22 protein-coding genes and 1 pseudogene are annotated in these 22,909 nt (G+C 34.9%); 7 read left to right on the top strand and 16 right to left on the bottom strand.

Annotation, left to right across the window (positions count from 1 at the left end; genetic code table 11):
- The first annotated feature begins 204 nt into the window (after positions 1–204).
- The gene (locus BW983_RS06215; RefSeq protein WP_076550903.1) at positions 205–2,064 is read left to right on the top strand and encodes a CocE/NonD family hydrolase; all 1,860 of its coding nucleotides are present in this window, start codon (positions 205–207) and stop codon (positions 2,062–2,064) included.
- Positions 2,065–2,234: 170 nt separating this feature from the next.
- On the opposite strand, the gene BW983_RS06220 is transcribed toward BW983_RS06215, so the two are convergent.
- The 3 genes from BW983_RS06220 to speB form a co-directional block, all read right to left on the bottom strand.
- Positions 2,235–2,846: an alpha-ketoglutarate-dependent dioxygenase AlkB family protein gene (locus BW983_RS06220; RefSeq protein WP_076550905.1), complete on the bottom strand. Its 612-nt coding sequence runs from the start codon at positions 2,844–2,846 to the stop codon at positions 2,235–2,237.
- Between the two features lie 250 nt (positions 2,847–3,096).
- Entirely contained in the window at positions 3,097–3,939 is an 843-nt protein-coding gene (locus BW983_RS06225; RefSeq protein ID WP_076550906.1) for a bifunctional helix-turn-helix domain-containing protein/methylated-DNA--[protein]-cysteine S-methyltransferase, read from the bottom strand.
- A 69-nt stretch (positions 3,940–4,008) separates the two neighbouring features.
- Entirely contained in the window at positions 4,009–4,869 is an 861-nt protein-coding gene (gene speB / locus BW983_RS06230; protein WP_076550908.1) for an agmatinase, read from the bottom strand.
- Positions 4,870–5,055: 186 nt separating this feature from the next.
- Between speB and BW983_RS06235 the strand changes: the two genes are divergently transcribed.
- On the top strand, positions 5,056–5,715 hold the full coding sequence (locus BW983_RS06235) for an HAD family hydrolase (protein ID WP_076550909.1): 660 nt from the start codon (positions 5,056–5,058) through the stop codon (positions 5,713–5,715).
- Positions 5,716–5,831: 116 nt separating this feature from the next.
- On the opposite strand, the gene BW983_RS06240 is transcribed toward BW983_RS06235, so the two are convergent.
- The 5 genes from BW983_RS06240 to BW983_RS06260 form a co-directional block, all read right to left on the bottom strand.
- Positions 5,832–7,226 (bottom strand): type III PLP-dependent enzyme domain-containing protein, encoded by a 1,395-nt coding sequence (locus BW983_RS06240; protein ID WP_076550912.1) that lies wholly within the window; start codon positions 7,224–7,226, stop codon positions 5,832–5,834.
- Positions 7,227–7,348: 122 nt separating this feature from the next.
- Positions 7,349–8,224, bottom strand: a complete 876-nt coding sequence (locus BW983_RS06245; RefSeq protein ID WP_076550914.1) for a tyrosine-protein phosphatase — start codon at positions 8,222–8,224, stop codon at positions 7,349–7,351.
- Between the two features lie 155 nt (positions 8,225–8,379).
- Complete coding sequence (locus BW983_RS06250) at positions 8,380–9,027, bottom strand: thiamine diphosphokinase (RefSeq protein WP_076551751.1); 648 nt, start codon at positions 9,025–9,027, stop codon at positions 8,380–8,382.
- Complete coding sequence (locus BW983_RS06255; RefSeq protein ID WP_065394867.1) at positions 9,017–9,586, bottom strand: cob(I)yrinic acid a,c-diamide adenosyltransferase; 570 nt, start codon at positions 9,584–9,586, stop codon at positions 9,017–9,019. Before BW983_RS06255 ends, BW983_RS06250 begins: the two co-directional genes overlap by 11 nt.
- A gap of 213 nt (positions 9,587–9,799) precedes the next feature.
- Entirely contained in the window at positions 9,800–10,381 is a 582-nt protein-coding gene (locus BW983_RS06260; RefSeq protein WP_076550916.1) for a hypothetical protein, read from the bottom strand.
- A gap of 175 nt (positions 10,382–10,556) precedes the next feature.
- Between BW983_RS06260 and BW983_RS06265 the strand changes: the two genes are divergently transcribed.
- On the top strand, positions 10,557–11,048 hold the full coding sequence (locus BW983_RS06265) for a DinB family protein (RefSeq protein ID WP_076550918.1): 492 nt from the start codon (positions 10,557–10,559) through the stop codon (positions 11,046–11,048).
- A gap of 127 nt (positions 11,049–11,175) precedes the next feature.
- Here BW983_RS06265 and BW983_RS06270 read toward each other — a convergent pair whose 3' ends face one another.
- The 3 genes and pseudogenes from BW983_RS06270 to lptB form a co-directional block, all read right to left on the bottom strand.
- Positions 11,176–12,129 carry a helix-turn-helix transcriptional regulator gene (locus tag BW983_RS06270; protein WP_076550920.1) on the bottom strand — a complete coding sequence of 318 codons (954 nt, stop codon included), beginning with the start codon at positions 12,127–12,129 and terminating at the stop codon, positions 11,176–11,178.
- Between the two features lie 42 nt (positions 12,130–12,171).
- Positions 12,172–13,899 carry an ABC transporter ATP-binding protein gene (locus BW983_RS06275; RefSeq protein ID WP_076551752.1) on the bottom strand — a complete coding sequence of 576 codons (1,728 nt, stop codon included), beginning with the start codon at positions 13,897–13,899 and terminating at the stop codon, positions 12,172–12,174.
- Positions 13,900–14,403: 504 nt separating this feature from the next.
- Positions 14,404–15,129 (bottom strand): annotated as a pseudogene (lptB, locus tag BW983_RS06280) (LPS export ABC transporter ATP-binding protein); the annotation flags it as partial.
- Between the two features lie 248 nt (positions 15,130–15,377).
- Between lptB and BW983_RS06285 the strand changes: the two are divergent.
- A complete protein-coding gene (locus BW983_RS06285) occupies positions 15,378–15,560 on the top strand; it encodes a bacteriocin (RefSeq protein WP_076550924.1) in 183 nt (60 codons plus the stop codon).
- A 68-nt stretch (positions 15,561–15,628) separates the two neighbouring features.
- Here the strand turns inward: BW983_RS06285 and hemB are convergent, their stop codons facing one another.
- The gene (hemB, locus tag BW983_RS06290) at positions 15,629–16,618 is read right to left on the bottom strand and encodes a porphobilinogen synthase (protein ID WP_076550926.1); all 990 of its coding nucleotides are present in this window, start codon (positions 16,616–16,618) and stop codon (positions 15,629–15,631) included.
- A 118-nt stretch (positions 16,619–16,736) separates the two neighbouring features.
- Here hemB and BW983_RS06295 point away from each other — a divergent pair, with 118 nt between their 5' ends.
- The 3 genes from BW983_RS06295 to BW983_RS06305 all read left to right on the top strand — a co-directional run bounded on the left by BW983_RS06295 (position 16,737) and on the right by BW983_RS06305 (position 19,416).
- Positions 16,737–17,087, top strand: coding sequence for a T9SS type A sorting domain-containing protein (locus tag BW983_RS06295; RefSeq protein ID WP_065394873.1), 351 nt, complete (start codon positions 16,737–16,739; stop codon positions 17,085–17,087).
- Between the two features lie 103 nt (positions 17,088–17,190).
- Positions 17,191–18,102, top strand: a complete 912-nt coding sequence (locus BW983_RS06300; protein WP_076550929.1) for an ABC transporter ATP-binding protein — start codon at positions 17,191–17,193, stop codon at positions 18,100–18,102.
- A gap of 3 nt (positions 18,103–18,105) precedes the next feature.
- Positions 18,106–19,416 (top strand): ABC transporter permease, encoded by a 1,311-nt coding sequence (locus tag BW983_RS06305; RefSeq protein ID WP_076550931.1) that lies wholly within the window; start codon positions 18,106–18,108, stop codon positions 19,414–19,416.
- A 239-nt stretch (positions 19,417–19,655) separates the two neighbouring features.
- Here the strand turns inward: BW983_RS06305 and BW983_RS06310 are convergent, their stop codons facing one another.
- The 4 genes from BW983_RS06310 to efp form a co-directional block, all read right to left on the bottom strand.
- The gene (locus tag BW983_RS06310) at positions 19,656–20,327 is read right to left on the bottom strand and encodes a porin family protein (protein WP_076550933.1); all 672 of its coding nucleotides are present in this window, start codon (positions 20,325–20,327) and stop codon (positions 19,656–19,658) included.
- A 17-nt stretch (positions 20,328–20,344) separates the two neighbouring features.
- Positions 20,345–21,217 carry a succinate--CoA ligase subunit alpha gene (sucD, locus tag BW983_RS06315; RefSeq protein ID WP_047488432.1) on the bottom strand — a complete coding sequence of 291 codons (873 nt, stop codon included), beginning with the start codon at positions 21,215–21,217 and terminating at the stop codon, positions 20,345–20,347.
- 90 nt (positions 21,218–21,307) lie between these two features.
- Positions 21,308–22,210: a UDP-3-O-(3-hydroxymyristoyl)glucosamine N-acyltransferase gene (locus BW983_RS06320; RefSeq protein WP_076550935.1), complete on the bottom strand. Its 903-nt coding sequence runs from the start codon at positions 22,208–22,210 to the stop codon at positions 21,308–21,310.
- Between the two features lie 66 nt (positions 22,211–22,276).
- Positions 22,277–22,840 carry an elongation factor P gene (gene efp / locus BW983_RS06325; protein ID WP_076550937.1) on the bottom strand — a complete coding sequence of 188 codons (564 nt, stop codon included), beginning with the start codon at positions 22,838–22,840 and terminating at the stop codon, positions 22,277–22,279.
- Between the last annotated feature and the right edge of the window lie 69 nt (positions 22,841–22,909).

Genomic DNA, 22,909 nt, shown 5'->3' on the forward strand with positions numbered 1-22,909 from the left:
ACACTAATATTCCCCTCCGCTGGAGGGGTGTCAAAAATTCTTTAATTTTTTGACGGGGTGGTTACATCCGCACAACGCCTAAAACTTTTATACCTTTCACAATCAGAAGTAAAAATTCAATATAAATCTATTTTTGAAAGAAGATTCGTCTGATAAAATACTATGAAAGTATTTTTATTTCTAAATTAGCCACAAATTTTACTTATGAAGACCCATATTTCAGTTTTATTCATTCTCTTTTTCATTCTTGGAAAGGCTCAGAAAGCGGAACAGCCAGACAGTTTTGTGAAAGATAATTTTACCAAGAAAGAGTTTTATATTCCAATGCGTGACGGCGTTAAGCTTTTCACAGCTGTTTATATTCCAAAAGATGCTTCCAATAAAAATAAATATCCGTTTCTGATGCAGAGAACATGCTACAGCATCGCTCCATACGGAGAAAATGAATATAAAACGAAAGTAGGTCCCAACTCTTTCCTGATGAAAGATAAATATATTTTTGTGTATCAGGATGTACGTGGAAGATATATGAGTGAAGGAACGTTTACAAATATGACCCCACAAGTGGAACATAAAACAAAAAAGGATGTTGACGAAAGTACAGATACTTACGATACTATTGAATGGCTTTTAAAGAATGTTAAAGATAATAATGGCAAGGTGGGACAATTCGGAACTTCTTATCCAGGATTCTATACTGCTGTAGGGACATTGGCACAACATCCGGCATTGGTTGCTTCTTCTCCTCAGGCTCCTATTTCCGACTTCTGGAACGATGATTTCCTTCACAACGGAAGATTTATGCTTGGGTATTTCAGAACATTCCCTGTTTTCGGAGTACAGAAGACAAAACCTGAAAATAAGGCATGGTACATGGATTCTTTTATTAAGCAGACTTCAGAAGACGGCTTAAAATTCTATAGAGATATGGGAACTCTGAAAGATGGTTATGAAAAATATTATAAAGATAATTTCTTCATGACAGAAATTATGAACCATCCCAATTATGATGAATTCTGGCAGAAAAGAGGATTATTACCTCATTTAAAAAACATCAACCATGCGGTAATGACCGTTGGAGGTTGGTTTGATGCAGAAGATCTTTCAGGACCTTTAAATATCTATAAAACCATTGAGAAGACAAGTCCTAAAGCTAAAAACACAATTGTGATGGGACCTTTCTCACATGGTGGCTGGTCTCAGGAACAAGGGAAGCATTTCCATAGTGAAACCTATTTTGGAGACAGCATTGCTACTTATTATCAGAAAAATATAGAAACAAAATTCTTCACTCATTATCTGAAAGGAAATACAAAAGAAGATGCAGGACTCCCTGAAGCCTTGATGTATGACACCGGAGCAAAAGTGTGGAAGGAATTCACTTCTTATCCTCCTAAAAATGCACAGAAGGTTAATTTCTATTTAGCTGATAAAACTTTAAAAAAATCATCAGGACAAGGTTTTTCAGAATATTACAGTGACCCGAATAATCCTGTTTTAAGCTCTGATCATTTAAAGGATTTCAATGGTTTTACACCAAAAAATTATATGTCGGAAGATCAGCGATTTTCTGTTGGAAGACCTGATGTATTAACGTTCACTACGGATGCTCTGACAGAAGATATTACTTTCGCTGGAGAAATCATGGCTAAGCTTAACATTTCCTCTTCTTCTACGGATGCAGACTTTGCGGTAAAGCTGATTGATGTTTATCCTGAAGATTTTAAACCCTCAGAAAAGAAAGACGGAGTTATTTATGGAAACTACCACCAGATGGTAAGAAGCGAGATTATGCCTGCAAGGTTCAGAAATACTAAAGAGAAAGGAGAAGCGTTAGTTCCTGATCAGAAAACAGCTGTAAATTTCAGACTTCAGGATGTAGTTCACACCTTCAAAAAAGGACACAAAATTCAGATTCAGATCAGCAGTACGTGGTTCCCGCTTTTTGCTTTAAATCCACAGAAGTTTATGGAGAATCCAAATTTTGCCACGAAAGAAGATTATACTAAAGCATTGATTAAAGTGTTTGGTGACAGTTCTATTGAAGCTGAAATCTTAAAATAATTAAAAACGCTGTTCATCTGAACAGCGTTTTTGTTTTTTGGGTATCTCGCGGATTAAGTTGATTTTGTGAATCATTATTATAAAAGAATAATTTCATTTCCCACTGATTGCACAGATTTTCACAGATGATTAAGCGAACATCTGCATGATTTGCTGAATCTGCGAGAGTTTTATTCTTCAATCGTCCTGAAAGTAAGGTTTACTCTTGGAGTTTTTACTTTTGTTGTGGGAGGAAGCCTGTGAAGCCAGTTTTCTTGAGTGGTTCCTTTCATAATTAATAAACTTCCGTTTTCCAGGAATATTTCTACCTTTTCTTTTGTTGTTTTATGTTTGAATAAGAATTTTCTTTCTGCTCCAAAAGTCAGAGAAGCAATTGCTCCGTGCTTTTTCAAATCTGTTTCTCCATCACTGTGGTATGCCATACCTTCACTTCCGTCATGGTATAAATTAAGCAGACAGGAATTGTAAGTTTCACCTGAAACTTCTTCACATTTTTTCTTTAATTTCAATAATTCCGGGGTCCAGAATTTGGCATATTTCGTTCTGTTGGAATAAGTATATTCAAATTCTTTTTCTCCGAACCATGCTACTTTTCGCTTGGTTAAAATTAATTTACCAAAGACTATTGCCTCATCATGCTGCCAGGGAATCTGATTGAAAAGATAATCATAATAAATATCAGCCTCCTCTTGTGAGAAAACTTTTCCATAATACAGAACCGTTCCATCATTGGGAAGGAGACTTAAAGGATAATCTGGTGTTTCATCGAACAGGCTGAGCATTATTTTTAATTTTGGTAATACAAATTACGTAATGTTTTTTGGAAAGGAAATCAGGATTGAACCACCCCGTCAAAAATTCTTTGAATTTTTGCCACCTCTCCAGAGGATGGGAATGTTTCCTCCTTCAATTGAAATATAAGTAAAAATTGGAAATTTTCAGAAAACTTAATTGTACTTTTCAAACACTTAGTAGCCACTCAAAAATAACTTAAGCGTTCAAGAACTTTTGTGTCTTTTATGATTAAAAATACTAAGAGTAAAGCTGTGAACTCTCCCAGCCCACCATCATTTGTTTTCTCTCACTTCCCCATCTGTAGCCACCAAGATGCCCCGTAGACTGAATAACACGATGACAAGGGATAAGAAATGCTACAGGATTACTTCCTATTGCGGTTCCCACTGCTCTCGAAGCTTTTGGATTTCCTATTTTTTCCGCTAAAGTTCCATAGGTTGACAATTTTCCCATGGGAATAGTCAACAAACTTTCCCAGACTTTAAGCTGAAAATCGGTTCCTTTTAAATGAAGTTTGATGGTGTTGAGTTTCGTCCAGTCTTTATCGAATATGGACAGTGCATTTTTCTGAAGCGAATCCTGCTTTTCAAAAAAAGAAGCATTAGGAAATTTATGTTGTAAATCCCCTAATGCTGTTTCTTTATCATTTTCGAAAGCCATATAGCAGATTCCTTTCTCTGTGGAAGCTACCAGAATATTTCCAAATGGACTTTCTGAAAAACTATAATTAATGACAAGGCTTTTTCCACCATTTTTATATTCAGCCGGAGACATCCCTTCTATTTTTACAAACAGATCATGCAATCTGCTTGTGCTGGAAAGTCCCGTTTCATAAGCGGTATCAAAAATACTTGCCTTTTCTTCCTTCAATAAATTTTTAGCATGCTCAAGACTAATGAACTGTAAAAATTTCTTCGGACTTGTTCCTGCCCAATCCGTAAAGATTTTCTGAAAATGAGCCGGACTCAAGTGAATATTCTCTGCCACTTCCTCCAAGCTTGGCTGAAGTCTGAAATTGCTCTGGATATATTCTATCGCTTTGGCAATTCTGTTGTAATCTATTTGATTTTGTGTGGACATCTTACTATGTTTTTATGTCACAAATTTCCAAAGAATACACGACAGAAAAAATCCGATTCTTGCGGAATTTTAGTTATTGTTATTATAAATATCGTTATAAGCAAGCATTTTATAATATAACTTCGCTGCAAGGAAAGCTGTTGGCTTAGCCATTGGAGAATCCATTAATTCTACAATATCAAATGCTACTACGTTACATTTTTCGAATACTTTTCTTAATAATTCCAATGTTGGATACCATTGTAATCCACCTGGCTCAGGAGTTCCTGTAGATGGAGCAATAGAAGGATCAAAAGCATCAAGGTCAATCGTAATATAAACGTTTCCTGAAACTTTTTCCAATACGTCATTTACCCAATTCTCATTATTAGCAATTTCGTGAGCAAAGAATACTCTTCCTTCCGGTAAATACTGAGCTTCTTCTGCATCCATAGAACGGATTCCCACCTGAACTAAGTTATGCTTTTGATTAGCTTCAAACACTGCACAAGCGTGGTTAGAAGTAGAACCATGGAACTCAGGACGTAAATCTGTGTGAGCGTCCAATTGAAGAACTGTAAGATTTTCAAATTTCTCTCCTACTGCACGGATAGAACCGATAGAAACAGAGTGTTCACCACCAAATAAAGTGAATACTTTTCCTTCATTGTTCAAAAGCTCTTTTGTTTTTTGATAAACAGCTTCTGTCATTGCTTCAGGGCTAGAGTTTTCAGAAACCTCTCCAGCTAGATATACCCCTTGAAGATAAGGTTCAGTTTGAGTTTCAATATCATAAAGCTCCATGTTTTCAGAAGCATCTAAGAATAACTCAGGACCTTTATCTGCTCCTTTACCCCATGTTGAAGTTCCATCGTAAGGAACAGTTACCAACATTACTTTCGAATTCTCTAACGTTGCGTTTTCCTCGGGAATTCCTGCGTATGTTTTCATATATAATTATTAATTAAAAAATTAAATGATTGAAAAATTAAAATACTCCGCAAAGATACAAAATACTCGTTGAGTTAGAGATGAACTATTGTTTGTTATGAATTTTTAATCCTCATTCTGATTTTTTAGTTTTTAAATGTTCTTATGTTTAAATTTTAAAAGTTATTTTTGTGAAAAACTTAGAATATGTCTTTAAAAGCTGTTCTTTTCGATATGGATGGAGTGATTGTAGACACAGAACCATTGCATAGAAAAGCTTATTTCAAAACTTTTGATGAACTGGAAATTGCAGTTTCCGAAGATTTATACACTTCTTTTACAGGAGCTTCTACCAAAAGGGTTTCAGAAACTCTGATCAAGGAATTTAATTTAAATCAGACTTACGAATCCATTGCAGGAATTAAAAGATCTCACTTCAAGGATTATTTTTATAATGATGATGAATTTGATTTGATCCCCGGAGTAAGAAATCTTATTCAGCATTATCATGAAAATGGGATAAAGCTGATTCTCGCTTCTTCTGCAACCATGACTACCATCAATATGGTTTTTGAAAAATTCGGGCTTGAAAAATACTTTAGTGGAAAAATCAGCGGTGCAGATTTAAAAGAATCAAAACCTCATCCTGAAGTTTTTCTTCTTGCTGCTGAAATGGCTGGAGAACCTGTAGAAAACTGTATGGTAATAGAAGATTCCACCAATGGAATTCTAGCCGCCCACAGAGCTAAAATATTCTGTGCAGCTTATAGAAGTCCGCATTCTAAAAACCAGGATTACACATTGGCTGATACGGTAGTTTCTGATTATGAAGAACTGGAACTGGATAAAATTTCAAAATATTTTTAAATAAAAAAAGCTCTCAGAATCTGAGAGCTTTTGCTTTGTATAAGTTTTGGCTAAAGCCAATGGGCTTATTATTTTTTTGTAAACGGGCTAAAGCCCGGTTTCTATTGATATAAAAATTATTTATACCCAAGAAGTCTCAATACATCTTCCGGTTCTTGTTTTTCACGGAAAATTTCATATTGTAATTCACCATTTTCATCTTTCTGAATCAGGACGTGTCTTGGCTGAGGCATCAGGCAGTGGTGTACTCCACCGTAACCTCCGATCGTTTCCTGATAAGCTCCTGTATGGAAGAATCCGATATACAAAGGCTTCGTATCACTGAAAACCGGTAAATAAATAGCATTCGTATGCTGCTCAGAGTTATAATAATCATCTGAATCACAAGTTAATCCCCCTAGGAATACTCTTTCATAGCTATCTTCCCAACGGTTTAGCGGAAGCATGATAAAGTGTCTTGAAATCGCCCATGTATCAGGAAGTGTTGTCATGAAAGAAGAATCGATCATATTCCACTTTTCTCTGTCATTCTGACGTTTCTGAGAAATAATTTTGTAAAGGTTTGCTCCACTTTCTCCAACTGTAAAACTTCCGAATTCAGTATAGATATTAGGTTCTTCCACCCCTTCTTCTTCACAGAATTTCTTGATCTGAGAAACAATTTCCTCAACCATGTATTGGTAATCGTAATCAAAATTTAAAGAGGTTTTGATTGGAAAACCACCACCGATATTCAATGAGTCTACTTCGGGAGCGATTTTTTTCAAACGTGCATATACACGAAGACATTTGTACAATTCGTTCCAGTAATAAGAAGTATCTTTGATTCCCGTATTGATAAAGAAGTGAAGCATTTTCAATCTTGCATTCGGGTGTTCAGCAATCTTCTGGCTGTAATAAGGAATGATATCTTTATATCCGATTCCTAATCTTGAGGTATAAAATTCGAACTTTGGTTCTTCTTCTGAAGCGATTCTGATCCCGATATTGAAGGTAGAATCTATACTTTCTGTAAGCTTATCCAGTTCACGGTAATTATCCAGAATCGGAGTAATGTTTCCAAAACCGTTATTGATCATATCTGAAATCTTTGTCAGATAATCATCCGTTTTGAATCCATTACAGATTACCTCAATGTTTTTATCTACTTTTCCTTTCTCATAAAGAGATTTTACAATATCCATATCATAGGCAGAAGACGTTTCTATTGAAATATCATTCTTCAATGCCTCTTCCAATACGAAATTGAAATGACTGGATTTTGTACAGTAACAGTAGGTATAATTCTTTTTATATTCAATTTTTTCAAAAGCCTCTTTAAACCAGCTTTTGGCTTTCTGAATATTTTGAGAAATTCTCGGCAAATAGCTAATCTTTAGCGGAGTGCCAAATTGCTCAACAACGTCCATTAATGGAACATCGTGAAACAACAAATTGTTCTCAGAAACATTAAATTCCTCCGTAGGAAAATATAATGTCTGATCAATAAGTTCCGAGTACTTTATTTTCATTTCTAAACAAGTGAATTAAGAAATGCAAAATTGCTAAAAAAGTTTGATTTTTGGATGTTAAAATTATTATAATTTTAAATAATCCCCCAATATTATATCTTACAGAAATTTATTCCTGATAATCAGTGGGTAAACTTTTGAATATACTCCTCTCTTTTTGCCTCAGAAATACCCAGTACCTGCTGGATATAAGCATCTGTGGAACCATATTTTTTATTGATCTCATCAAAAGCGGCATCAAGATATCTTTTTTCAACCCAGCTCAGTTTTTCCAGAACCTGTAAATCCATTTTCGGATACAGGAAATGTAAGTTGTTGGCAAGGCTCATTCTCTTCTCTACCAAGCCTTTTCTAAAGTTGTTGGATAAAAGATATTCATTATAAATGATTTCTTTATCAAACTTCAATATTGTTAAGATCAAAGCTGTGATAATTCCGGTTCTGTCCTTACCCGCAGTACAGTGATAGAGTACGGGTTCTTTAGATTCAAGAATTTCGTTGATGATTGTTTTGATCGTTGCGGGATTTTCAGTGACATATTCACGATAAAAGTCGATCATTCTTTTATCAGCATCGGAAGCATTCACCTTTCCTTTTAAAACAAGTTTTCTTGCCTGTGACAATTGATCTCCTTCATCTTCAAAGGCTGAATATTTTTTATAAGTAATTCCGTTTGGAAGCTTATCCGGTTTATCCAAAATCTCTTTTGAATTTCTTAAATCAATGATTTCTTTTATTCCAAGTTTTTCCAATTGGTCAAAAGATTTATTTTTAAGTTTATGAAGGTGGGCACTTCTGTAAAACGTTCCTTCTTTTAAACTTCTTCCTTCTGAATTTTTAATGTTCCCTACAGCACGGAAGTTGTGGACCTTTTTGATCTTAATAGTCTTTTCTGTTTCATTTTTCCCATATTCAGGTGTTTCAAAATTCTGTGTTTTACATGAGAAAACACAGAATAATGAAATAATGACAACTGGTATTTTAATAAATGTATTCAATCGTTTTCGGATTTACCACAAAAGACAAAAAAATCACTTAAGTCTTTTGTCGTTTAAAGGTTATTTTAGATTTTGGCTAAAGCCAATAGACTTTATTTTATTTTTATTAAACGGGCTAAAGCCTGTTTCTATTGATAATTTTCTCGGAAATATAATTAATAGATTGTTGGATATTCTATCTCGTTGATACCAACAAAAAACAACACATCTCCTGATTCATATTCTACCGAAACTTCATCTTCAATAGCAAAATTACGGGTTCCAATCCTTGAGGTGATATTTAAACTTCCGTTTGTTAAAGACCAATTGAGCCCTTTGGTTGTTATGTTATTTACCGATGGAAAAGGATAAAGGGAAATCATTTTGTTCTTTACACCTTTCAATTTAAAATCGTTAGGAATAAAATAATATTCTGAAAACTCATCATAAAATTTAATCTTCATACCATCTTTGAAGGCATAAGCAACCGTCAAATTTCCAAGAAAATGATCCTGTTCTCCTCCACTTCCTCCAAAAACATCTACATCTGAAAAACCTTTTTCCATAATAATTTCCAGAGCCTTATGAAAATCTGTCTTATCCTGATCTAGAGTAAGAATAAATTTATCCTGATACATATCCTCATCCGATCCGGAATGAGAGTCAAAATCACCGGAAATAAAATCAAGTTTATCTAAAGGAAAGCCCATTCTTTTAAGATAGTGAAATGCACCATCAGTACAGGCTATTAAACCATACTTTTCTGGATTGGGTAAAGATTTCGGAGCATCTCCGTTGATGAAAAGTAATACTTTATCTCTCATTCGGGTTCCAGTATTCTTCCGGTTCATTATTTACTTTTGAAATATATCTTGCCAATACGAAAAGATAATCTGATAGTCTGTTTAAATATTTAATCAATTCCGGACGTACTTCCTCAGCTTCATTTAAGAAAACCAATGAACGTTCTGCTCTTCTGCAAATTGTTCTTGCTGCATGTAAAAACGTTGCCGGTTTTCCTCCGCCTGGAAGAATAAAATACTGAAGAGGTTCCAATTTTTCATCAAAAGCATCCATCCATTGTTCCAATTCTTCAATTTCCGTATCTGAAATAATGATCGGAAGACGGGATTTCCCATTTGCCAACATCAATTTATCCACGGGTGTTGCTGCTTCTGAACCTACCGTAAATAAATCGAACTGAATTTTTTTCAGTTGCTTTAAAACTTCTTCATCCTCAATATGGCTTTTTGCAATTCCGATGAATGAATTTAACTCATCAATATTTCCGTAGCTGTCTACTCTTGCACTTGCTTTGGAAACTCTTGTTCCTCCATAAAGTGCAGTCTGACCTTTATCTCCTGTCTTTGTATAAATTTTCATACTACTAAAATACTTTTTTTTGTACAATGTAAAAAGTAAAATGTACTGATGATGTACTTATCAGGTATTACAGGTATTATTTGTAAAAAGCTAAACTACAAAAAACACGAATCTTTGATTTTTACGAATATTTATGTTAAAAATGAAAAAACATTCAAATCTATAGGTAATCTGGAAGTAAAAAATGACCGGTTAAAAACCGGTCAATCCAAATTATTTATTTACCTCTACGTATTGTATGATGGTCTGATTTTTTGGGTTGTAGATGATTGTACTACTGTTAGGGAATCTTTTCAGCTTATAATACTGAATGCTTTTATCTGTTTTGATATCTTCTAAAAAGCTTGTATCAAAAGTATTTTCAGGTAAAAATTTCGAAACAAGACTGATTTTACTGATAATACTTTGTCCATCAATTTTTCTTGCGGTTTTTTCTGATTTACTTTCATCAGAAGTTGCCTGTTTTTCTAAAAAAGGAAGTAATACAGCTATATCAGCTTTGTATTTAAAAACATATCCTTCAGTTCCTGTAGGGAGTTTTATCTTTTTGCCTTTCTCTTCTGAAATCAGGGATTCTGAATTAGGGAAAACTTCATTAAATTTTACATCCTGAGAGTTTGTGATAGAGTTTATAGACTCATTGACTGTCTTTTTAACGGTTTCCTCTACTGCCTGCTGAGCTTTTTGCTGCACTTTTTCAGTAGTTTCCTGAACTGTCTGATCTATTTTCTCCTCAATTTTGTTGCATGATACTAATAAAAAGGTTGTCACTACAGACAAAATATACTTCTTCATAATTTTAATTAATCAATTTGTTTTTATTAATATACTTTCTTCTAACGGAAAAGTAAGGTGTAATATTTTAGCAAAGAAATAAAATATTTTTCAGCATTAAAAATCCTGCTGACAAACTGTTGTCATTACCTACTCCTACCTTTGTATCAACAATAACAAACAAAAACGATACATTATGACAACTACAGCAACCGCTACACAGCAATTCATGACTACTGAGCAATTATTAAAAGACTGGCAGGGACACAGAAACCTGACAAGAAGAGTAATCGATGCTTTTCCTGAGAAGGAATTATTTGAATTTTCCATAGGTGGAATGAGACCATTCGCTAAAATGGCAGTAGAACTTATCATGATTGGAGGAACTGCTTTAAAGGGAATCGTTGAAAACAAAACGGACGCTTATAATGAAGAAGGTTTTAATCCAACAACAAAAGCAGAGATTCTAAAAAAATGGGACGAGGAAACTGAAGTGATCAATCATTATTTCAGACAAATCTCTGAGGAAAGATTCCAGGAAACTTTTAATTTATTTGGTGAATATGAATTCCCGGTATATGAGAATATTCTTTATTTCGTAGATAATGAAATTCACCACCGTGCACAAGGATATGTTTATCTGAGAGCTTTAGGAATGGAACCTCCTTTCTTCTGGGAAAGATTTTAATAATTAAGCAAGCGGTAAAATTGCGAAAGAGAAAAATAAATTTACTTTTTTGCAACGTTACTTTTTTACTTCAAACCATTTCATCTATTTGCATAATCTTAACCTCAACATATAATTTGTTGAGGTTTTATTGATGCCTTCCCATCATATTGGTAAGAAGTTCTTTCAATCTTGTACGAAGGCTTTCCGGTTCAAGAACTGTAGCATAATCTGCAAAAGTAATTACCCAACGTGGAAATCCGTCATTAATCCATTCTGTCTCAAAGGTAAGTTCAACACCTTGGTCGGTTTCTACCTCTTCAATCAAGCCATAGTATTTTTTTGAATTCACAAGGTGAGCCATTATCTTTTTATCCACCAAAAGTTTAGCTTTCACTTTATTCCCATGTGATTTTCTGTAATCATTGATCTGTCCGTATTCCTGTAAGAAGGGAGTTTGTGTTTTATAAATTTTCAGAATCCGGTCTACTCTGAACTGCCTGAAATCATTTCGTAGTGTACAATATGCCATAATGTACCAAAAATTAAATTCAAAGAAAATCCCAACAGCTTCAATAGTTCTGTTGGAAATTTTTGAATCTACAGTCTGATATTCTATATTTAACTGGGTCTTCTCGGCTATACTTTCCAAAATAATAGGAATGACATTTTTCAGAGAGTCTTCAGTCTGCTGAGTATGAAAATTAAAAACGTCGATCTGTTTCTCAATATTCTGAATTAAATTTTTATCGGAATGCCTCAATACAGAGCGTACTTTCTCCATTGCCGTCTGATAATGATTTCCCAAACTCTGATGGGAGAATTTCTGCATAAGCTTTTCGGCAGTGATAAAGCTCAGGACTTCTTCTTTAGTAAACATGATCGGAGGAAGTTTATAGCCATCCATCAATGAATATCCGTTCCCTGCTTCTCCTACAATTGGTATTCCTGCATTTTCCAATGTTTTCACATCCCGATAGATGGTTCTGATACTGACATCAAATTTTTCAGCAAGATCCTGTGCTCTTACAACAGATTTTGATTGCAGCTGAGTAAGAATTGCCGTTACTCTGTCGAGTTTTTTAAGATAGTGATCGTTCATGTATTGTCGTTGCCGGCTGAAGGTTTACAGTAAGCAAAATTATTAATTATCTTTTAGAGTATTCACCAGTTTATCCAGATTTAAGCTGCGTGCTGAAGCATCAAAAATTTCGCGATAAGTACCGTCTTTACTATAAAGTTCGTCATGAGTTCCGTTTTCCACTACTCTTCCTTTTTTCATGACATAAATAATATCTGAGTCTAAAATCTGGGATAGTGAATGGGAAATAATGACAACAGTCCTTCCTTCTTTTATGGCATCAAGGGAGTTTTTGATTTGCTCAGTAGCAATGGCATCAAGACTTGCGGTAGGCTCATCCAGAAAAATAATAGGTGGATTTTTAAGGAAAAGCCTTGCAATGGCTATTCTTTGCTGCTGTCCTCCTGAGAGTTGGGTAGCATCATGTTTATATCCATCGGGAAGATCTATAATCTGCTCATGTAAATATGCTTTTTTAGCCGCTTCCTGAATTTTTTCAAAATCAGCATTCATGTCTCCGTAACGGATATTGTCTTCAATACTTCCCTGGAAAATATGATTCTTTTGGAGAACAAGCCCTAAATCACTTCTCAGAAAAGTATTATTATATTCATCAAGATTTACATGATCAAGCAAAATTTCCCCGGAATCCGGAAGATAGAATTTACATAAAAGATTGATAACCGTAGATTTTCCGGCACCACTCAATCCAACAAGCGCAGTAGTTTTTCCATGTTCAATTTTCATAGAAACATTGTGTAATGCTTTTGTTCCGTTGGGATAAGTAAAGTCAACATTCTTCAGTTCAAAGGTTCCTTTGATATCTTTTTCTGTGAATTTTCCATTTGGTTCGGCTTCATTATCTGCATTGAGAATTTCAAAATATCCTTCCGCATAGATCATTGCATCATTCATATCATCATAAATCCTGTGCAATTGACGAATAGGTGCTGAAACATTATTGAAAAGCATAATATGAAGCATAATTGCCCCAATCGTCATCTGCTGATCAAGTACCAGATAAACAGTAAGAAGGATAATTAAAACGACTCCAAACTGTTCAATAAAAGTCTTTAAGCCATCATAAATAAAGTTGGTTTTTCTTGTAAACATCTGACTTTCCATCAGCTGCATCTGTAAATCATACTGCTTCTTTCCTTCAAATTTTTCACGGACAAAACTTTTAATCACCATTATGGAATTGATAAGATTCAACAGACCCGAAGTCTTCTTTTCTCTCTGATTTCTAAGCTGTCGACGTACTCCTCCTAATTTTTTTGCCTGTAAGGAGCTTATATAAAAGTAAATCGGGACAATAATCGTAGAAACTGCTCCTACATATACATTCTGCATATACATGATTATCAAAGCAATAATAGCATTGGAAAACAGAGGTAAAATATCAATGAAAAAGTTCTGAACTAATTTTGTTAAACTTTCAATTCCGCGGTCTATTCTTATCTGTAACTTTCCCGATTCATGGTTTTCATCATTGAAATAGGCGACACGATAGGTTAAAATTTTATCAATAGCCGATTGAGCCAGAACCGAACTTACATTGATTCTGATCTTTTCACCATAAAATTTCTGCCCGAAATTGATAAAAATATTCAACAGTTCCTTCCCTAATAAGATGATAGAGATGATGATCAGAATATGAATACCTTCTGTCATTGGATGTGGAAGATGGGTAAGTTTCGTCACCTCATCCACGGTATACTTCAATACAATTGGGTTTACCTGTGCCGCCAAAGCGCCTAGAAAAGTAAGAAACAACGTTCCGTAGATCATTAATCTGTAAGGTCTGATGAATGGAACAAGCTGTTTATAAATCCCGAATAAAGTGACTGTTCTGTTGAATGGTTTTGCCATAGGAATTATTTAAACTGAAAAACGTACCGTTTCCAAGAGAAAAGGTACGTTTTTATTATGGTTTTAAGCAAATATTAATCCGGGAATTTATCCTTCGTACATATATGTCGTCAGATAGTGCAATTCCGGTTTACCTGCTTCTTTAGATTCTGTTTGTGCCTGTTCCAAAGAATAATTGGTATTGATCTCTTTTTTCTGAAATACAAATGAGTTATTGGCATTTTTATCTACTACATCATTAAAGATATGCTCGATTTCAGAATTCGCAAGGGAAGCGAAACTGATATCTTCAAAGCCATACATCAATCTAAGATCATCATACTGCTTGAAGTTTTCATCTACAAATCCCTGTAACTGACTTTTAGAATCAAAATTACCTGCCCAGATATTATAAGCATATTTTTTCTTCTTCGGTTTATCAAGAATACTTTGATACACGAAGTTTTCTCCAAGATAAGCTTCTCTTACCTGTGGATCATTGGCAAGATCTTCCGGAAGTCCTTCCTTAAGAATTTTACCCTCAAACATGATATAGGTTTTGTTGGTAATCGCCAGCGTCTGCTGTACGTTGTGGTCGGTGATCAGAATTCCGATATTTTTATCAACAAGACTTCTTACAATCTTCTGAATATCTTCCACCGCAATCGGGTCTACCCCTGCAAACGGTTCATCCAAAAGGATAAAGTTTGGGCTTGTAGCAAGACAACGGGCAATTTCCGTTCTACGTCTTTCTCCACCGGAAAGAAGATCCCCTCTGTTTTTACGAACGTGTTGTAAAGAGAATTCTTCGATTAGCTCATCGCATTTGATTTGCTGCTCACGTTTTGAAAGCTTTGTCAACTGCAATACTCCCATAATATTCTCTTCAACGGATAATTTTCTGAAAACAGAAGCTTCCTGAGCCAGATAACCGATTCCTTTTTGGGCTCTTCGGTACATTGCATCTGTGGTAATTTCCTGTTTATCCAGAAAAATTTTTCCTGAAGTGGGCTTAACCAACCCTACGATCATATAAAACGATGTAGTTTTCCCTGCTCCGTTGGGACCAAGCAAACCAACAATTTCTCCCTGCTGAACCTGTACAGAAACGCCTTTTACAACTTTTTTAGGACCGTATTCTTTGATTAAGTTTTCTCCTCGTAAAATCATAGCGCAAATATATCAAAAATGCAAACAAGTTTGAATACCCCGAAGCATTGTTTATATCTGATTTAACGTTCATCATCTTAATTGTTAAATTTATTTACTTCTAACCTCTCAATTTTCCACATATAATTAGCCATATCTTAATTTAAAATATGCCATAAAGACACTTTTTTTTGCAAAAAAGATTAAATACTTCATCACCGTGTGATATTTTTCATTATCTTAGGCTCACAAACTAAAAAATAATTATCATGAAAAAATTAAGTAAAAAAGATTTGAAGAATATCAGTGGGGGAGCTATTCGTTTTCCTGATTCAGAAGGCAGATGTCCGGCTGGTTGGTATTTATGCCCTACTAATATCTGTGTGGATGATAAAGGTGGAGAAAAACCAATTCATGAAGGGCATCCTCATTACACAGCGTGTTTTGGATAACAAGATATCATTATACAAAAAAAGAGATTGCTTTATCAGCAATCTCTTTTCTATTAATGTAAAATTGATTATTTGTTAAGGATCATAGCTGCTTCCTTAGCAAAATAAGTAAAGATCATATCCGCACCTGCTCTTTTGAAGCAAGTAAGGCTTTCGATGATCGTTTTATCATTATCAAGCCAACCGTTTTGAACAGCAGCTTTTACCATTGCATATTCACCGCTTACGTTGTAAACTGCTATCGGCAGATCAATCGCTTCACGTACTTTGGAAACAATATCCAGATAAGGAAGTCCCGGTTTGATCATAATCACATCGGCACCTTCTTCAATATCTTTAAATACTTCATTCATTGCTTCACGCGAATTGTGATAATCCATCTGATATGTTTTTTTATCCTTTGGAATTTCCATGTCATCTTTCGGTGCACTGTCTAAAGCACTTCTGAAAGGACCATAGAAAGAGCTTGCATATTTTGCAGCATAACTTACAATCCCAACATCAGTAAATCCACTTTCTTCTAATGCTTCACGAATCACCTGTATTCTACCGTCCATCATATCACTTGGCGCGACAAGATCAGCCCCTGCTTCTGCATGAGATACTGACATTCTTGCCAAAGCATCATTAGTAGCATCATTTAAGATATTTCCGTTTTCGATAATTCCGTCATGTCCATAGATTGAATAAGGATCTAGAGCTACGTCAGGCATTACCACCATTCCCGGTACTGCATCTTTGATCGCTTTGATCGTATTCTGCATTAATCCGTTTTGGTTCCAGGCTTCTTTTCCTGTATTGTCTTTCAGATGTTCAGACACTTTCATGTACAAATTGACAGCTTTTACGCCTAAAGAAAATAATTCCTTACATTCTTTCACTGTTAAATCTATGCTTCGCCTAAAAATTCCCGGCATCGATGGGATCGGTTCTTGCATGTTTTCGCCCTCCATTACGAAGATCGGCATTACAAAATCATCAGTTGTAAGCACATTTTCTCTTACCAAACTTCTGATAGATTCATTAACTCTAAGTCTTCTATTTCTTGAATGTATCATTTTGGAATACTTTTTGAATAAGTTTCTACAAATTTACTACAAGTTCTATAAAAAACTATTGTACGAGATTATAGAATTTGTTATATTTGTTATATATATTAGAGAAAATATAAATTTGATGAAAAAACTTTTACTTTTAATTTTATTTGTAGGCACTTTTGTTGGATTTTCCAACAATTTACAAGCTCAGCTTAGAGAGCCGAGTTCCATCTCACAGAAAGCTGATGATGGTGTTCTACTTGCCTATCCAAATCCTGCAAAGGACTTCCTTATCATTAAGGCAAAGGATTCTTCTTTAAGAATCAAAAGTGTGACTTTTTATTCTATTTTGGGTATGCAAGTCGCTAATTATACAGTCAATATGAATTCCGGCGAGATTAATATTGAAAAATTAAAACCCGGAAAATACATGATTCGTTATATTTTAAGTGACAATACGCAGAAAGTTACTCAAATCGTGAAACAATAAAATAAAATCCTGATAATCATCAGGATTTTTTCTTTTGCAATAATTTATTTTAATATTTCCGTAACTTTAGGAACTTTTTTATACTAATTGTAAAAACAATTTAATGCTTAAAGCTGAACATATTAAAAAGACCTATAACGCCGGAAAAAAGGTCGCACTGGATGATTTTAGCATCCATGTTCCAAAAGGCAGTATTTATGGGCTTTTAGGACCCAATGGAGCCGGAAAAACTTCTTTCATTCGTATCATCAATCAAATTACTCAGGCAGATTCCGGAGATATCTTTATCAATGGTGAAAAACTGAATCCAAGCCATATCAAAGACATCGGTTATATGCCGGAAGAAAGAGGTCTTTATAAGAATATGAGTGTAGGGGATCAGATTCTTTATTTCGGGGAATTAAAAGGGATGAGTAAAAATGATGCTCTGAACGAAGCCAAAAAATGGTTTGAAAAACTGAATATCGACCAATGGTGGAAGAAAAAACTCTCTGAACTTTCTAAGGGGATGGCTCAGAAGATCCAATTTGTGGTAACGGTACTTCACAGACCTCATCTTTTAATTCTTGATGAACCATTTTCAGGTTTCGATCCTGTAAATGCTAACTTAATTAAAGACCAGATCATTGATCTTAAGAATAACGGAACTACGATTATTCTTTCTACCCACAGAATGGAAAGTGTGGAAGAGATGTGTGACTATGTTGCATTGATTAATAATTCCAAGAAGATCATTGACGGAAGAGTTTTTGATGTAAGGGAAAAGTTCAAGAAAAATATTTTTGGAATTACTCTTTCCGAAGTAAACAACGAACAACTTGAAAGTTTTAAGAACAAGTATGAGATCTTCAATTTCACGAATGAAAACAGTCTTGTTTCTTTTGATCTGAAAAATGAAGCGGATCAGAATAATATTCTTGTTGATCTTGTGAATGTAGGTAAGGTAAGATCATTTGATGAAAGAATTCCTAGTATGAATGAAGTGTTTATTAATGCTGTAAGTAACCATTCTTAATTTATGAATAATATTTTTTTAATTACAAAGAGGGAGTTTCTTACACAGGTTAAGAAAAAATCCTTTATCATATTGACTTTGTTGGCTCCAGTAATGATTATTGCTTTTGGTGCGGTTATCGGGCTGATGTTCAAAGCCAATGAATCTCACAGCATCATTGAGGTGGTTGACAAAAGTGGATTATTTATTAATCAGCTTAAATCCAATGACAAACTTAATTATGTTTTTGTTTCTGCTGCGGATGAAAAGTCCAAGATCAATAATTTAAAAGGAAATGAATCGCTAGATGGCGTTCTTATCCTTCCCGAGTTAAGAGGTCAGAATTATGACGAGCTTGAAACAGGAACAAGGTTAGTGATCAACAGTAAAATGGGGTTTGATACGAAACAGAAAATTGTTTCTGATATCAGTAATGTTGTGAAAAAAGAAAAAATCAAGCAACTTGGTATTCAGGAAGTACAGCTTAATGATCTTGATAAAAGTTTCAGCTTAAAAACGATTAATGTTGCGGATAACAATAAAGAAGATTCTGATTTAACTTTTGGGGTAAAATCCGGGCTTAGTATGGTTCTGATGTATGTTACCTTTATGTTTATCATTATCTACGGAGTAAGAGTTATGCGTAGTGTTCTGGAGGAAAAGAACAATCGTGTAGTGGAAATCATTATTTCATCCGTGAAGCCTTTTGAGCTGATGATGGGTAAGATTCTTGGGGTAACTTTAGTTGCTTTAACACAGTTCTTAATCTGGATTACAATGTCTGTGATTGGTGCTTTGGTTTTAAATACAGGGTTTTCTCCTCTTCAGCAAACTGTACCAGCCGGAAGTGAGCAGATCACAAGTAAACTGGATATGACGCAGCTTGCTACTCAAATTTCCCATAGCTTATTGGAAATGAATTTTCCGCTGATTATTTTTGTATTCATCGTATTTTTCCTTTTAGGATATATTTTCTATAGCTCTATTTATGCAGCTATTGGTTCTGCGGTAGATAATGAAACTGAAACTCAACAGTTCACTTTATTTGCTATTTTACCATTAACACTGGGAATGTATGGAAGCTTCTCATTAATGAATAATCCTGACGGTCCGCTAGGATTCTGGTTATCGATCATTCCGTTCACTTCCCCTGTAGCAATGATTGCAAGGATACCTTTTGGGGTTCCTGCTTGGCAGATTGCATTATCTATTGTTTTATTATTAGGAACAACTGTTTTTATGATATTCCTTGCCGGAAAAATTTATCGTGTAGGTATTTTAATGTATGGTAATAAAGCAACTTTAAAAGAGCTTTGGAAGTGGATTAAGGGATAGTTATAGAAGAATCACTAAAAGGCTTGAAAAGGCTAAAAAATAAGAAGGATAAATTCACAGTCATTGTAAATTTATCCTTTTTTATTTGACTAAAGGAAGCATCGTTATTATAGAATCTTCTGATAAAAGATAATCTTAAATTTGTTGTTGCACATTTTGTTATTTTACCAATAAAGAAATAAAAAACAAAAAATCCCGGAAATTACTTTCCGGGATTTTTATATTCTGATGAATAACTTCTATTTGAATATATAGCTTAAAGTAAGCGCTACAACCTGCTCAGATTTTTTCTTGTCGCTACCTCCTTTTTCTTTTGCAAGACCAGGGAAAGTATCAGACAGTCCTAAATCATATTTAAGAGCTACTTCCAGCTGTCTCTTGTAGCTATATCCTATTCCTAGTCCAAGTCCCCAATTAAAGCTTTTTGCTTTACCGTTCACTCCCGGTGCCTGTGTAGGATCTGTAACATCCGGATCGTAGTAAGGTCTGTTAGCAGGTGGATTTTTAACATCCTGGCTTACCAGAAAGTTAAACCTTGGACCTACCAATCCAAAGAATTCAGATGCAGATTCAGAGAAGTATCCTTTAAAGTATAAAGGAACACTTAAGTAGTTATTAGCATATACTGCATCGTAACCATCTTTTCCTTTTGCATCTTTATCCTTACCTGTTTCTCCTGCACCGTAATACAGAACTTCAGGCTGAATGTAGAATTGGTTTGCCTTTCCTACCGGAATCAAAGCTAAAGCACCACCTTGGAAGGTGTATCTTGGACCTGAAGGGTTATGGGCATTTGCAACTCGGGAATAGTTTAAACCTCCTGTAAGACCGAATCTTGTGTTTTTCCACTGCACTTGTGCAAAGGATAAAGCAGAAAGAGTCAAAGCTGAGGCTAATAAAAGTTTTTTCATATGTTTTGGTTTTTGTATTATCCTAGAATTTTCGCTACAGTAGCACCAATATCAGCAGGAGAGTCAACAACGTTGATACCGTTTTCTCTCATGATTTCCATTTTTGCCTGAGCTGTATCTTCTGCACCACCTACGATAGCACCAGCGTGTCCCATAGTTCTTCCTTTTGGAGCTGTTTGTCCAGCGATAAATCCAACAACAGGTTTAGTAGATCCGCTTGCTTTGTACCATCTAGCAGCTTCTGCTTCTAATCCTCCACCGATCTCACCGATCATTACAACAGCTTCAGTTTCAGGGTCATTGATGAATAATTCCAAAGCTTCTCTTGTAGTTGTACCGATGATTGGGTCACCACCAATACCGATAGCTGTAGAAATACCGTAACCTGCTCTTACTACCTGATCAGCAGCTTCGTAAGTAAGGGTACCTGATTTTGAAACGATACCTACTTTACCTTTTTTGAAAACGAAACCTGGCATAATACCAATTTTAGCTTCTTCAGAAGTAATGATTCCAGGGCAGTTTGGTCCGATTAATCTGCAGTCTCTGTCAGCGATATAAGATTTTACTTTTACCATATCAGCTACAGGAATACCTTCAGTAATACATACAATTACTTTGATCCCTGCTTCAGCAGCTTCCATGATAGCGTCTGCTGCGAATGCCGGTGGTACGAAGATAATACTTACGTTTGCTCCTGCTTTTTCAACAGCGTCAGCTACTGTATTAAATACTGGCTTTCCTAAGTGCTCGCTACCTCCTTTTCCTGGAGTAACACCACCTACTACGTTTGTTCCGTATTCAATCATCTGGCTAGCATGGAAAGTACCTTCGTTCCCTGTAAATCCTTGTACAATTACTTTAGAATCTTTGTTTACTAAAATTGACATTTTATTGTTGTTTTAATTTATTTATTATTTTATTAATGCTCACAAATTTACTCAAATTTCTTTGATTTTGGATAAAACCTTTGGAATAGTTTATTTGAGATTTCTCAGTTTTACTTCTTTTTTCAGGTAAGTTTTGAAATCTTCTGCAAACATCCCAATATAGGTACCTTTTTCCAGGTCTCTGTTCACTCCGGTTTTGCCTAAAAGCACAGATCCGCTTTCAATTTTATTCCCGGAAGCGATCCCAACTTGTCCCCATAATGTTACTTCATCTCCAATCACGCAGCATCCTGCAATTCCAACCTGAGAAGCGATAAGACATTTTTTTCCGATAATGGTATCATGTCCTATCTGAATCTGATTATCTAAAACAGAACCTGCTCCAATGATGGTAGAGTCTGTAACACCTCTGTCAATGGTACAGTTATTCCCTATTTCAACATTGTTTTCAATAACAACATTTCCTACAGAAATCAAACGGTCAAAGTTTCCGTTAAGCTTTCTGTAATAGAAGGCATCACCTCCCAAAACGGTTCCTGACTGTATGATCACATTATCACCAATCTCTGTTCTGTCGCCGATCACAACATTAGGGAAAATTAAGGTGTTTTTTCCAATTTTCACATTGTTTCCGATCACTGCTGAAGAATGTATTTTTGTACCTTCTCCAATTTCAACGTCATGAAGTTCTTCGATGAAATTGTATATTCTTGTAAAATGAGTATTGATTTTATTAAAATCCCTGAACGGATCATCAGAAACCAGAAGTGCCTTTCCTTCCGGGCATTCTACTTCTTTATCAATTAAAATAATAGTAGCGGCAGAATTTAATGCTTTATCATAGTATTTAGGGTGATTCACGAATACGATCTCTCCCGGTTTTACCATATGAATTTCGTTGGACCCTAAGACTTCAAAGTCTTCAGGACCTACAAATTTTGAGCCTATTAAATCTGCAATTGTTTTAAGTTTTTGTGGAGAATGAAACCTCATAACAATGTTTTTCTTATAAAACAAAATTCGGACTGCTAATGCAACCCGAATTTATGTAAATTTTATTTATTTTACTCTTTCTAAGTAGCTACCGTCTTCAGTGCTTACTTTAATTCTGTCTCCCGGCTCAATGAACAAAGGAACCATTACTCTTGCTCCTGTTTCAACGATTGCGTTTTTAAGAGCGTTTGTTGCAGTGTTTCCTTTTACTCCCGGATCAGCCTCAATAACATCTAAGTATACTGACTGAGGAAGTTCAGCAGAAAGTGGAGTTTCATCAGCTTCTTTCAAAATGATTGTTACTTCTTCACCAGCTTTCATAAACTGAGCGTTTTCAATCATCTCTTTGTTGATATATAACTGAGAGAAATCTTCGTTATTCATGAAGTGGAATCCGTTCTCATCATCATAAAGATACTGGAACTTTCTTGTGATTACTTTTACTTCATCAATTTTATGTCCTGCAGAGAAAGTATTATCAATTACTTTCCCGTTAGTTACTGACTTTAATTTTGTTCTTACGAAAGCAGGTCCTTTACCTGGTTTTACGTGAAGGAACTCGATTACTTTAAAAATATCATTGCTATACTCGATGCAAAGACCTTTTTTGATATCGTTACTTGTTGCCATTAATATATATTATCTTTTTTACTTAATTTTTATCGGCATCAATAAGCAAATTTACTGTCTCAGCTTTCT

This window comes from Chryseobacterium ureilyticum, from assembly GCF_900156735.1.
Lineage (GTDB): Bacteria > Bacteroidota > Bacteroidia > Flavobacteriales > Weeksellaceae > Chryseobacterium > Chryseobacterium ureilyticum.